The sequence below is a fragment of the Nonomuraea sp. NPDC004186 genome (assembly GCF_053603495.1).
In genome coordinates this window covers 1-11,282 of record NZ_JBSGFQ010000004.1, presented here as the reverse complement: position 1 = coordinate 11,282, position 11,282 = coordinate 1, and the positions used below count along the sequence as shown (strand labels likewise).

Sequence of the window (11,282 nt, the reverse complement as noted above, 5' to 3'; positions counted from 1 at the left end):
GTATGGTGGAAGTATTTATCAGCTGGCTGGGCGGCGCGCAGGTAGGCAAGGCCGATATCGAAGATCTGATCGAGGATATCCTCGGCGATCAGGGTGAGGTGACGGGAGGAGGCGAAGGTGATACCGGCGGGAATATCGACATCGAGATATTCGAGGACGCCGACGCCGAGCGACTGGTGTCCGAGATCGTCAAGGCGATCTCGGGCCACCTCCCGAAGAACGCCTACTACATTTTTGCCGATGACGAGGAGAGGCATCTGCTGCGGGAGCAGTTGCCTGGCGCGGCCCAGGTGCCGATGCAGTTGCAGGCGGCCAGCGATGGCATCTGCGGTGGCCTCAACAGGGCGCTCGATGCCGCTGCGCGAGCCAGAGGTGAGACCATGCCATTCAAATGTGCGTTCGGCATGGTGGAAGGTACAACGGTGATCTCCCAGTTGGTGGGGCGTCTTCCCGTCGAGACGGTGCGGGAACGACTCGAATCCTGGGTGAACGGCGAGGCCTCTGCCATGATCAGGCAACCGCTCGGTCTCGTCGGCGCCACCGCTTGGGAGGCCCATTACAACGGTGCTCCCATCCTGCGTGTGCCAATTCCGTGACCAGACCGATCCGGGGTCGGACCGGGCCTCTCTGGTAGGGAGAATCTTCGGCTGACGCAGACCTTGCCCTTACGGCCGGTCGGATTCACACCTAGCGGATCACCATCGATCGGTACCGAACGGAACCGGGCCCGTACCTCTTGGGATGCGGGTCTCCGCTGGTGAGCATGTGCTGTGTCAGGTGGGGACGATGAGACCTGCGGGAAGACGACTTCGATCGCTACAGGGAGCTTGTGCCGAGCAGAGAGCGTTCTGCTCGGCTGCGAGCAAGGCGACTGTGCGCCTGCCGAAAATTCCATCCATGCGTTCAAGCCGCAGGTGAGTACTCGTGGAGGACGCCGCCGAGCCGGTCGCGTCGGCATACATTCAGGTCGGTGATTTGCTCGGGATCCGTGATCGGATCGGGGACGGTGCGCAGCGGCGCTGCTTGGTTTAGGGCTTGATGGGCTCGGTGCTGGTTGTAGAACCGTTCGTACTCGCGCAGGGCGTGCCGCAGATGGCGTTCGTTCCATACAAGGCAGCGGTCGAGGAGTTCGTGGCGGCACGACTGCATCCACCGCTCCATGATCGAGTTCATCCGCGGCATGCGGACACCGGTGAGCACGGTCTTGATGCCGACGTCGGCGAGGATATCGTCCATGAGGGCTGGGAACTTCTCATCCCTGTCTCGGATCAGATAGCGCGCCCGGCAGCCCGCATCGCCAGATTCCTGATCGCCTGGGTGACCCAGCTCATGCTCGGGTGCGCGGTGGTGCCGAGCACACGGACACGCCTGGTGGCATGCTCGATGACCGCCAGGATGTACTGGCGTTGCCCGTTCAAGGTGACGGTCTCGATGAAATCGCAGGCCAGGGGGGCGTCGGCTTGCGAGCGTAGGAAGTCGGCCCACGTGCTGGACGCCCGCTCGGGCGCCGGATCGAAACTTTCCTGCTTGAGGATCTCCCACACCGTGGACGGTGCGACTTTGATGCCGAGCGTGGTGAGTTCTCCGCGAACCCGCCGATAGCCCCAGCCGGGTTCTCGCGGACCAGACGCAGGATGAGGGCACGGATGGAGCGCACCATGGGCGGGCGCCCGGGCCGCTTCCGCCGGCAGGTACGCGAGTGACGTCGTTTTCATCAGATCGCGGTGCCAGCGCAGGACGGTGTCCGGCTGGACGAAGAGCCGCAGTTGGCGCAGGGTCTCGCGGGGTAGCGAGGTCAGTAGGGCGGTGAGAAAGGCATGGTCCTCGGGTGCGAATCTGACTCTGGTGTCGGTGCCGAGTTGGCGCTCGAGGACGGTGATCTGGTGACGCAGGGCAAGTATCTCCACGTCCTTGTCTCGATCGCCCATAGGCAGCAACCGCAGTGTGGCGAACGTGTTCATGACGGTGAGGTAGGCCAGGCGAAGGAGCACGGCCGATCGTCATGCCGCACTTGGTTCCGTCTCCTGGGTGGCCGGAGCTCGCGCCGCCACGCGAAGCCTTTGCAGGGTTATGACCTGGGCGGATGTAATTATCGGCAGGCGCACCGCTGAGGAGCGCAGATGGCGGCGTCAACGTCCATCGCACTCGGGCCTGGGAGAGCAAGTTGGCCCAGGGCATCGGCCAGGCCGTCATCAGCCGGAAGAGGGCGGCTCGATAAGCAGAGGCCTGTTCCGATGATGATCGCCGCGAAAGCCTCGGTTGTAGTCCGCTGCCAGCCTGTGCCGCTCGAATATTGAGCTATGGGTCCTGAGCTGCGGTTAAGCGGCGTGGTGGTATTCGCTGATCATGCTGGCAACGACGGGTTTTCGGCGGACGATCCGCTGGTCGTTGAGGTCGGTCACGTCGTGAGCGGGCTGCGCTGCGATGTCCGGGGACGTTGCTGCCGGGACTGGTGCGGCCGGTGCCGGTTGTAGTGGATCAGATACTCCTGGAGCACGCGGGCCAGGTGGCGTTCATTGAGGATCAGAATCCGCTCCAGAAGTTCACGGCGCAGCGTGCCGATGACGCGCTCGCAGATGGCGTTCATCCTCGGCGTCCGCGGCAGCGTGGTGATGATCCGCAGCCCTTCAGCTGTGAAGACCTCCCTGAACGCCGAGGTAAAGAGCGGATCCCGATCGTGGATCGGGAACCGTAGCCCGGTGATGCGGTCGCCCAGGTTCATCGCCAGGTTGCGGGCTTGCTGGGCCGCCCAGGCCCCGGTCGGGTGTGCGATTACGCCGGCCAGGTGCAGTCGTCGGGTGCCGTGCTCGATGAAGAGCAGCACGTAGAGCCGTTTGAGCGTGATCGTCTCGACCGCGAGGAAGTCACAGGCGATGATCGCGTGGGCCTGAGCGGTCAGGAACTGCCGCCAGGTCGGCCCGGCTCGGCGGGGTGCCGGATCGATACCGGCGGCGTGCAGGATCTCCCACACTATGGAGACCGCGATGCTGTAGCCCAGCCCGGCCAACTCGCCTTGGATTCTGCTATGCCCCCAGCTCGGGTTCTCCCGCGCCATCCGCACAATCAGTGCCTTGACCGGTCGGCGGGTGCAGGGCCGTCCCGGACGCCGCCTGTCTGTGAAAGTCCATTTACGCGCCACGAGACTGCGATGCCGACGCAGGATCGCCGCCGGGGTGACCGGGAACACCTCCGCCCACCGGCGGCGGTGTATCAGTCGCGACAACGCCGCAAGCCAGAGACGGTCGGCGCCACCCTACCGAGGCCGGCTGCCGAGCTGACGGCGGAGGACCTGGTTCTGGTGACGGAGCGCCAGTACCTCAGCCTCTTTGGTCAGCCCGTCGAGTACCTTGCGGCACCGCGTTCATGCTGGACGGCCCGCGCCGGCGCCAGCAGATGGTGGCGCACGTGCTCGGCCAGATAGCCATCGAGTGGGACACGGGCCGACCCCGGGTGTCCGCGTACGCGACGGTCTGGCACTGGTACCAGGCCAACCCCGCTCAGGGCGACCTGCGGCCGGCGGGCTGGACGACGATCGGCCTGGTGGAGGACGACTTCGAGCAGTACGACGGTAGGTGGCTGATCGCCCGCCGCAAGGTGAGACCGGTCGCCGGCCTGGTGGCCACCGGCTCCCCGCCCCTGCCTCCGTCCGCCGCCGAACCCCCTGCTCGGTGAGCGGGCGCGCGAGTTCTCCTTTGGCGTCGTCGAGCAGAGAACCGCCGCGCGGCCGCCTCCATACCTTCTCGCCCTCGGCATAGACATCGAAGTCGTCGGCCACGAGGCCCTGCCCACCCGTTCCGAAGCCGTGATCCACGAGGGAAAACGACGAGCGTCTGGCCTGGCGCGCCGCTGACGCCCAGTCTCTCCCGGTTCAGTGACAGGCCACCGACCTGGGGGTGGTCGATGTGCTTGGGGGGTCCCTTCGCAGGTGTTCACGTCGTGGCGGGCCCAGAGCCTGCTGAAGAGAGGGCTGGCGGGGGAGAGCTCGCCGACGAGTTCGATGAATCGGGGGTCGTCCATGTCGGTGCCGACGGATTCGCGGAAGCCGGTGACCATGCCCTGCGCGGCGTCCTCCCAGTCCGGGTAGAGGGCCTGCTCGGCGGGGTCGAGGAACACGTCCCGCAGGCGGTTGCCCCCCGCCACGAGTCGCGGTGACAGAGCGGTCGCCAGCGTGTTGGCGGCGAGGACGTCGAAGTAGAGCTCCTCCACGTACGCGGGGAGCGGGAGCGTGACGACGAGCTTGGCGACGCCCGGAGGGACGGTCTCCTTCCTGGGCCGCCGCCGGGGTTGGCCGGCGCCGAGGCGCAGCAGGTACGCCGTCGCGTCGTCGTCGAGTTGCAGCACGCGGGCGAGGGCCTCGAGGACCTGCGCGGAGGGGTTGCGGTCGCCGCCCTGCTCCAGGCGCAGGTAGTAGTCGGCGCTGATGCCGGCGAGCATCGCGACCTCCTCCCGGCGCAGGCCCGGTACGCGCCGTACGCCAACGGAGGGGATGCCGGCCTGTTCAGGAGGTTGCCGCCGCCCCTGAGCATGCTCGGGGTCACCGACCCGGCGGACGTGGCCTGGCTGCGGGCGATGTTGCCGGATCAGCCCGTGCTCTGCTTCCGGCAACCGGTCCGCCTGGACAACCCGGCCGTGCGCACGATTCCGCAGACGCACATTCACTGCGTCGCCGGCCTACCGGAGGGCATCAAGCGGCGGCCCGTCCCAGCGATACAGCCCAACGGCAGCCCGGCACAGGTGCGGGAACTGGAGACGGGCCATGACTGCATGATCACCATGCCGGCCGAGCTCACCGATGCGGCTGAGGAAGGCCGAATCGCTCCCGCCGTGCTCGACCTCTCGGCAGACCGATGGATCCGTGTGACGACGCTGGCTGGCGTCTTGCTGGTCGCTCTGGTGGCGGCCGTCGTGCTCATTCCCATAGGGGGAGCGGGTGGCCGGCGCCGTTCTTCATCGCGGCGGTGTAGAGCGCCTGCGCGGCGGCGACATCCTGGACGGCGGTGCCGGTGGAGTCGAAGACCACGAGGTCGTCGGCGTGCTCGCGGCCGGTCTTCGTACCCAGGACGATTTCGCCGAGCTCGGCCTTGACCGGCGTCTTCGGGCGGTGGTGGAGTTCGCCGACTGCGGCGCACTGGTGGGTGACGTCGGTGATCAGGGTGGCGGCGGCGAGCAGGTCGTCGTGGAGTTCGCGTTTGGCGGGCGCGTCGGAGCCCACCGCCGCCACCAGCGTGCCTGGCCGTACGTCGCGCAAGCCCAGGTAGGGATCGGTGGAGGGGGTCAGGGTGACGACGACGGCGGCCTGCCGGGTGGCCTCGGCGGGAGTGCGGGTGGCCTCGGCGCCGTGTTCGGCGGCGAAGCGCGCGGTCTTGGCCGGGTCGCGGCCCCATACGAGAATTCGCTCGATCGGGCGGACCGCCCGGATGGCCGCGATGTGGGCGGCGGCCTGGGCGCCGGTGCCGAGCATGGCCAGGGTGGCGGCGTCGGGCAGTGCCAGGTGGCGTACGGCCACGGCGGTGGCTGCGGCGGTGCGCAGCCGGGTGACCGTGGCCGATTCCAGGAACAGCAGGGGTTGGCCGTTCGTGGCGTCGAACAGGGCGATGACGCCGACGATGCTCGGCAGGCCCAGCGTGGCGGGCCGGTCATAGAAGCAGGCGCCGATCTTGACAGCTACCACGCCGCCGAGCCCGGCGGCCTTGATGTGGAACTCGCCGGGCGGGCTGTCGAGGTGAGACAGGCGGCTGGGTGAGGTCTCGCCACGGGCATGGGCGGCGAAGGCGGCCTCGATGAGGTCAATGTAGTCGGAAGGGGTGAGCAGACGCTCGATCTCCGACTGCGTGATCATGTGCATGTCGTGAAGCCCTTCCGGGTGCCTGTGCATCTCGGACGGTACCAGTGGGATAATACATGTATATCCAGTAGGAAATGTTGACTTTATCGGAATGTGCTCGTAGCTTCGTGGGCATGAGCCAGGCCGCGAACCTGACCCGGCGCGCGCACGTGGACCACGGCCACGTCGCCAGCGCGCAATGTCACTGATCACGAAATCTCGTCATCAACCCTCCCTTCCTCTCGCCGAGGAGTGACCGCGTGATCGAGATCGGAGGCGGCTCATGACGCTGCCTGAAGTAGAGTCACCGGCCCGCCAGGACGCGCGGTGGCCGCTGGAGGTGGTGACGGCCCGTCGTCCGCTGCGGTGGCTGGGCGCCGCTTGCGTGCTCGTCGTGCTGGGGATGGTCGCCAGCGCCGTGGTCACCAACCCCGCGTGGGAGTGGCCCGTCGTCGGGCAGTACCTGTTCGCGCCGTCGGTGGTGCGCTCGGTGTTGCTCACGCTGGAGCTGACCGCGCTGGGCATCGCGCTCGGGTTCGTGATGGGCGCGGTCCTGGCGCTGATGCGGCTCTCGCCGAACCGGCTGCTGTCGTCGGTGGCCTGGGCATACGTGTGGCTGTTCCGGTCGGTGCCGCTCATCCTGCAGCTGCTGTTCTGGTACAACCTGGCGCTGCTCTACCCGCGGCTGTCGGTGGGGGTGCCGTTCGGGCCGGCGTTCTTCGACTTCGGGACGATGGACCTGATCGGGCCGCTGACCGCGGCGGTGCTGGGGCTGGCGCTGCATCAGGCCGCGTCCGCGGCTGAGATCGTCCGCGGCGGTCTGCTGTCGATGGATCACGGGCAGCGGGAGGCGGCGGCCGCTCTGGGGTTGCCGCCGGCGCGGCGGCTCTTCCGGATCATCCTGCCGCAGGCCATGCGGACCATCGTGCCCACCGCCTTCCTCAGCAAGGTTCTCTGATCCCCAAGGACGTCATGACATGCGCGCTTCGCTCGCGCGGGCCCTCGCCGTGCCCGCGCTCCTCCTGCTGACCGCGGCCTGCGGCGCCGAGCCCACAGTCACCGCGCCGTCCGCCGCCACGGCTCCCGTGGTGGCGGGCAAGAAGATCAACCTCAGCCCTGACCAGAACCGGGTACGGGCCGACAAGGTGAACGCGATCGCCGCCCAGGTGCCCAAGGAGATCGCCGCCGACGGCAAGCTCGCGGTGGGCTTCAGCGGCCAGGGCGCGGCGCCTCTGGTGTTCCGCGCCGACGACGACACCACCCTGATCGGCGTGGAGATCGACCTCGCCCAGCTCGTGGCCGACGTGCTGGGCCTGGAGATCTCCCCGCGGATCAGCTCGTGGGAGAACCTCTTCCTCGCCGCCAAGTCCGGCAAGGACGAGGTGGTCTTCAACAACGTCACGGTCACCGAGGAGCGCAAGGACACCTACGACTTCGCGACGTACCGGGTCGACCAGCTCGGCTGGCAGGTCCCCGGCAACAGCCCGATCAAGCAGATCGCCAAGCCGGCCGACATCGCCGGGCTGCGCGTCTCGGTCGGCTCTGGCACGAACCAGGAGAAGATCCTGCTCGACTGGGACAAGCAGAACAAGGCCGCCGGGCTGAAACCGGTGGAGATCCTCTACTACGAGAAGTACAGCGACGTGCTGCTGGGGCTCAAGTCCGGCCGCGTCCAGGCGTACTTCGGCCCGAACCCGACCATCGCCTACAACATCGCCGTCAGCGGCGGGTCCAGGATCGTCGGCACCTTCTCCGGCGCCGGGCCGGACCTGCAGGGACTCATCGCGGCCATGACCAAGAAGGACAACGGCCTGGTCAAGCCGCTCAACGAGGCGCTCAACACCGTGATCGAGAACGGCAAGTACAAGGAGGTGCTCGACCGGTGGGGCCTGGGCAACGAGGCGATCCCCGCGTCGCAGATCAACCCGCCCGGCCTGCCTCGGCAGGAGTCATGAGCGAGCTCACCGCGCAGGTGCGGCTCGTCCCCGTGTCGGACCCGGCCGCCGCGCCGCTGCTGGCCGGGCTGCAACTGGAGTACACCTCCCGGTACGGGCCCAACGACGAGCTGGCGAGGTATCCGGAGTCCGAGTTCGCGCCGCCGTACGGGGCGTTCCTGATCGTGGTGTCCGGCGGCCAGACCGTGGCCGGCGGCGCGTTCCGCCGCTACGACGCGGCGACCGCCGAGATCAAGCGCGTGTGGACACACCCGCGTCACCGCCGCGAAGGGCTCGGCCGCCTCGTCGTACGCGAGCTGGAGCGGGAAGCGCTGCGCCGCGGGTACGGCCGGATCTACCTGACCACCGGGCCGCGCCAGCCCGAGGCCGTGCGCCTCTATCTGGCCAGCGGCTATGACCCGCAGTTCGACGTCGCCGACCGTCCCACGCGGGGCCCGCTCGCCTTCGTCAAGGATCTGCACCTTCACATGTGAAAGGCCATGCCATATGCCTGTTTCCGCTCTCCTGAGACCCGCACTCGCCGTGCTTTTGCTGGCCGTCCTGACCGGATGTGCTGGAGGCGGCGAGCAGCAGAGCTCCGCGGCGGTGCTCGCTGCCGACGCGCCGCTGCCGACGTCCGTCCCCAAGGGCACCAAGCTGATCGTCGGAGACCCGCCCACCAAGGTGGCGTTGCAGCTGTCCGGTGAGATCGACAAGTTCTCGTTCGACATTGAGTGGGCCAACATCAGCGGCGGTCCGCAGACCAGCGAGGCGTTCCGGGCCGACGCGCTCGACGTGGGCGCGGTAGCGGAGATCCCGGCCATCCAGGCCACCTGGACCGGCCTGCCCGTGAAGATCGTCGCCTCCAAGTTCCGCAAGGACCCGCTCCATCACCCGACGTACGAGCTCGGCATCGCGCCGGGCGTGAGCGTGAAGACCCTGGTCGACCTGCGCGGCAAGAAGATCGCCTACAGCCCCGGCCAGGCTCAGGGCGCGCTCGTGCTCAAAGTCCTCAAGCAGGCCGGGCTGACGAAGGACGACGTCACCCTGGTCGAGCTGCCGAGCACCGGCGACGTCTATCCCAACGCGCTGGCCTCCAAGCAGGTGGACGTGGCTCCGATCGGCGGCGTGAACATCAGGCGCTACACCGCCAAGTTCGGCAGGGACGGCGCCACGACCATCCGCCACGGGCTCCGCGACGACCCGGGCCACCTGTACGTGCGGACGGTCACGCTCCAGGACCCGGCCAAGGCCGCTGCGATCCGCGAGTATGTCGCCGCCTGGGCACGGGCCTCGCGCTGGGTCTACGAGCACCCCAAGGAGTGGATCGACGGTTACTACGTCAAGGACCAGGGTCTCAGCGCCGAAGACGGCAAATACCTGGCCGAGCTGGCGGGCGAGCCGGACATCCCCGCCGACTGGTCCGAGGCCATCGCCCGGCACCAGGAGACCATCGACATCCTGTCCAAGGAGACCGGTAACCCGGTGCTGAAGGCCCAGGACCTGTACGACCTGCGCTTCCAGACGGTGGGCGCGGCCGCGGTCAAGGGTGGTGCGTGATGACGCTCGTCGCCTCCCGTCCGGCCGTGGCCGCCCGCACGCGCAAGCGTCGTCGCCTGCGGCCCGGCCCGCGGATCAGGTTCGGTTTCCTGGTCGGCCCGCTCCTGCTCCTCGCGCTCTGGGCGGCCGCCTCGGCGACTGGCCTGCTGGATCCGCGCTTCCTGTCCGCGCCGTGGACCGTAGTCACCACCGCGGCCGACCTGATCGAGTCCGGCCGCCTGCAGTCCAACCTGCTCGCGTCCGTCCAGCGCGTGGCACTGGGATTGGCCTTCGGCGTGCCGCTCGGCACCATGCTCGCGCTGGTCTCCGGGCTGAGCCGGTGGGGTGAGGCCGTGATCGACGGGCCCATCCAGATCAAGCGGGCCATCCCGGCGCTCGCGCTCATGCCGCTCCTCATTCTGTGGCTGGGCATCGGCGAGGGCATGAAGATCACCATGATCGCCCTCGGCGTGCTCGTGCCGATCTACATCCACACCCACAACGGGCTGCGCAGCATCGACAGCCGCTACGTCGAACTGGCCGAGACCGTCGACCTCAAGCGCGGCGCGTTCATCAGGAAGGTGGTCCTGCCGGGCGCGCTGCCGGGGTTCCTGCTCGGCATGCGCTTCGCGGTCACCACGGCCTGGCTGTTCCTGGTCGTGGCCGAGCTCATCAACTCCACCACCGGCATCGGCTACATGATGGACCTGGCGCGCACGTACGGGCAGACCGACGTGATCCTCGTCGGCATCGTCCTGTACGGCCTGCTCGGGCTCTTCTCCGACGCCGGGGTGCGGCTCGTGGAGAGGAGGACGCTGTCGTGGCGACGGACGTTGGCCAGCTGATCCGCGTCAAGGGCCTGACCCGCGTGTACGGCGATCGCGCCGTCCTGGACGGCCTGGACCTGGAGATCGCGCCGGGAGAGTTCGTGGCCCTGCTCGGGCAGAGCGGGTCGGGCAAGAGCACACTGCTGCGGGCCCTGGCGGGCCTGGACACAGACGTCGCCGGGGACGGTCTCGTCGAGGTGCCCGCGCAGGTGTCGGTGGTGTTCCAAGACGCCAGGCTGTTGCCCTGGCAGCGCGTGCTCGACAACGTGATCCTCGGACTCGACGGCGCCGTGGAGCGCGGCCGGGAGAGCCTGGCGGAGGTAGGTCTGGCCGGGCGGGAGCGTGCCTGGCCCAACGAGTTGTCCGGCGGCGAGCAGCAGCGCGTGGCGCTGGCACGCTCCCTGGTCCGCGAGCCCCGGCTCCTGCTCGCGGACGAGCCCTTCGGCGCGCTCGACGCCCTGACCAGGCTCAAGATGCACGGCCTGCTGCGCCGTCTGTACGAGGAACACCGGCCCGCCGTGCTGCTGGTCACCCATGACGTGGACGAGGCGATCGCCCTGGCCGACCGCGTTCTCGTGCTCGACCACGGCAGGATCGCCGCCGAGCAGCGGCTGGATGCCGGCCGGAGCGCCACCGAGATCCGATCCGAGCTGCTGCGGGCACTCGGCGTCGCCGAAATTCCTTCAAAATGAGTAGGGATGGTCGTCGTGAGCGGCGGAAACGTGGTGGCTTTGGTCGGCAACCCTCACATCGGGTCCAGGACCCTGGCGGTGGCCATCGAGGTCGCCGAGACGCTGACCAGGCACATCGAGCATGACGCTCCGGTAGAGCTCGTGGACCTGTCGGCCCTCGGCCCGCACCTGCTGTCACCCTCGCGGTCCCCGGACGTGGAGGTGGCGCTCACGGATGCCGCCAAGGCGTGACGGCGGCCTCAAAGGAAACGTGCAAAGGAAGGTCATCGTCGGTGCTCAGCCCCGTGCCGTCGCCTAGTCTCACGACCATGTCGATCGACGAGAAGGCCGCCCTGCTCCCCGACCCCGATCGCGCCGTGGTCGCGGTCGAACCGCCGGTCGCGGGGGAGGGGCACTGGGCGGGCGCGCCCAGCGCGGTGGCCGCGGACGGGCTGATCTATCTCGCCTACCGGCTGCGCCGCCCGGT

General features: G+C 68.4%; 13 protein-coding genes and 1 pseudogene. 9 read left to right on the top strand and 5 right to left on the bottom strand.

All coding sequences use genetic code 11. The features are described 5' to 3' along the window. Window positions 1–2 precede the first annotated feature (2 nt). Window positions 3–596, top strand: a complete 594-nt coding sequence (locus tag ACWEPL_RS04265; RefSeq protein WP_452435169.1) for a hypothetical protein — start codon at window positions 3–5, stop codon at window positions 594–596. Between the two features lie 307 nt (window positions 597–903). Here ACWEPL_RS04265 and ACWEPL_RS04260 read toward each other — a convergent pair whose 3' ends face one another. The 3 genes from ACWEPL_RS04260 to ACWEPL_RS04250 all read right to left on the bottom strand — a co-directional run bounded on the left by ACWEPL_RS04260 (window position 904) and on the right by ACWEPL_RS04250 (window position 3,007). Further along, window positions 904–1,236, bottom strand: a complete 333-nt coding sequence (locus ACWEPL_RS04260) for an integrase core domain-containing protein (RefSeq protein ID WP_452435168.1) — start codon at window positions 1,234–1,236, stop codon at window positions 904–906. Between the two features lie 32 nt (window positions 1,237–1,268). Next, window positions 1,269–1,961: a hypothetical protein gene (locus ACWEPL_RS04255; RefSeq protein ID WP_452435167.1), complete on the bottom strand. Its 693-nt coding sequence runs from the start codon at window positions 1,959–1,961 to the stop codon at window positions 1,269–1,271. Between the two features lie 437 nt (window positions 1,962–2,398). Next, window positions 2,399–3,007 (bottom strand): integrase core domain-containing protein, encoded by a 609-nt coding sequence (locus ACWEPL_RS04250; RefSeq protein WP_452435166.1) that lies wholly within the window; start codon window positions 3,005–3,007, stop codon window positions 2,399–2,401. Window positions 3,008–3,363: 356 nt separating this feature from the next. Here ACWEPL_RS04250 and ACWEPL_RS04245 point away from each other — a divergent pair, with 356 nt between their 5' ends. Further along, window positions 3,364–3,672, top strand: a complete 309-nt coding sequence (locus ACWEPL_RS04245; RefSeq protein ID WP_452435283.1) for a nuclear transport factor 2 family protein — start codon at window positions 3,364–3,366, stop codon at window positions 3,670–3,672. 297 nt (window positions 3,673–3,969) lie between these two features. On the opposite strand, the pseudogene ACWEPL_RS04240 reads toward ACWEPL_RS04245, so the two are convergent. Both ACWEPL_RS04240 and ACWEPL_RS04235 read right to left on the bottom strand, forming a co-directional pair. Next, a pseudogene (locus tag ACWEPL_RS04240) lies at window positions 3,970–4,434 on the bottom strand (helix-turn-helix transcriptional regulator); the annotation flags it as partial. Between the two features lie 475 nt (window positions 4,435–4,909). Beyond that, a complete protein-coding gene (locus ACWEPL_RS04235; RefSeq protein WP_363983574.1) occupies window positions 4,910–5,839 on the bottom strand; it encodes an ornithine cyclodeaminase family protein in 930 nt (309 codons plus the stop codon). Between the two features lie 268 nt (window positions 5,840–6,107). Here ACWEPL_RS04235 and ACWEPL_RS04230 point away from each other — a divergent pair, with 268 nt between their 5' ends. From ACWEPL_RS04230 to ACWEPL_RS04200, 7 genes are read left to right on the top strand one after another with little or no spacing between them, the layout of a single operon-like run. Beyond that, window positions 6,108–6,782 carry an ABC transporter permease subunit gene (locus ACWEPL_RS04230; RefSeq protein ID WP_452435165.1) on the top strand — a complete coding sequence of 225 codons (675 nt, stop codon included), beginning with the start codon at window positions 6,108–6,110 and terminating at the stop codon, window positions 6,780–6,782. Between the two features lie 19 nt (window positions 6,783–6,801). Further along, the gene (locus tag ACWEPL_RS04225) at window positions 6,802–7,779 is read left to right on the top strand and encodes an ABC transporter substrate-binding protein (RefSeq protein ID WP_452435164.1); all 978 of its coding nucleotides are present in this window, start codon (window positions 6,802–6,804) and stop codon (window positions 7,777–7,779) included. Next, window positions 7,776–8,252, top strand: a complete 477-nt coding sequence (locus tag ACWEPL_RS04220; RefSeq protein ID WP_452435163.1) for a GNAT family N-acetyltransferase — start codon at window positions 7,776–7,778, stop codon at window positions 8,250–8,252. The genes ACWEPL_RS04225 and ACWEPL_RS04220 overlap by 4 nt, the downstream gene beginning before the upstream one ends. Before the next feature lie 49 nt (window positions 8,253–8,301). Continuing rightward, on the top strand, window positions 8,302–9,318 hold the full coding sequence (locus ACWEPL_RS04215) for an ABC transporter substrate-binding protein (protein WP_452435162.1): 1,017 nt from the start codon (window positions 8,302–8,304) through the stop codon (window positions 9,316–9,318). Next, window positions 9,318–10,142 (top strand): ABC transporter permease, encoded by an 825-nt coding sequence (locus ACWEPL_RS04210; RefSeq protein WP_363983564.1) that lies wholly within the window; start codon window positions 9,318–9,320, stop codon window positions 10,140–10,142. The genes ACWEPL_RS04215 and ACWEPL_RS04210 overlap by 1 nt, the downstream gene beginning before the upstream one ends. Then, the gene (locus ACWEPL_RS04205; protein WP_452435161.1) at window positions 10,118–10,816 is read left to right on the top strand and encodes an ABC transporter ATP-binding protein; all 699 of its coding nucleotides are present in this window, start codon (window positions 10,118–10,120) and stop codon (window positions 10,814–10,816) included. Before ACWEPL_RS04210 ends, ACWEPL_RS04205 begins: the two co-directional genes overlap by 25 nt. Window positions 10,817–10,831: 15 nt before the next feature. After that, entirely contained in the window at window positions 10,832–11,047 is a 216-nt protein-coding gene (locus ACWEPL_RS04200) for a hypothetical protein (protein WP_452435160.1), read from the top strand. The last annotated feature ends 235 nt before the right edge of the window (window positions 11,048–11,282 follow it).

Coding starts and splice junctions, on each gene's coding strand:
- ACWEPL_RS04265 (WP_452435169.1), top strand. CDS start 3: ATGGTGGAAGTATTTATCAGCTGGCTGGGCGGCGCGCAGGTAGGCAAG.
- ACWEPL_RS04260 (WP_452435168.1), bottom strand. CDS start 1,236: ATGGACGATATCCTCGCCGACGTCGGCATCAAGACCGTGCTCACCGGT.
- ACWEPL_RS04210 (WP_363983564.1), top strand. CDS start 9,318: ATGACGCTCGTCGCCTCCCGTCCGGCCGTGGCCGCCCGCACGCGCAAG.
- ACWEPL_RS04225 (WP_452435164.1), top strand. CDS start 6,802: ATGCGCGCTTCGCTCGCGCGGGCCCTCGCCGTGCCCGCGCTCCTCCTG.
- ACWEPL_RS04255 (WP_452435167.1), bottom strand. CDS start 1,961: ATGAACACGTTCGCCACACTGCGGTTGCTGCCTATGGGCGATCGAGAC.
- ACWEPL_RS04235 (WP_363983574.1), bottom strand. CDS start 5,839: ATGATCACGCAGTCGGAGATCGAGCGTCTGCTCACCCCTTCCGACTAC.
- ACWEPL_RS04230 (WP_452435165.1), top strand. CDS start 6,108: ATGACGCTGCCTGAAGTAGAGTCACCGGCCCGCCAGGACGCGCGGTGG.
- ACWEPL_RS04220 (WP_452435163.1), top strand. CDS start 7,776: ATGAGCGAGCTCACCGCGCAGGTGCGGCTCGTCCCCGTGTCGGACCCG.
- ACWEPL_RS04245 (WP_452435283.1), top strand. CDS start 3,364: ATGCTGGACGGCCCGCGCCGGCGCCAGCAGATGGTGGCGCACGTGCTC.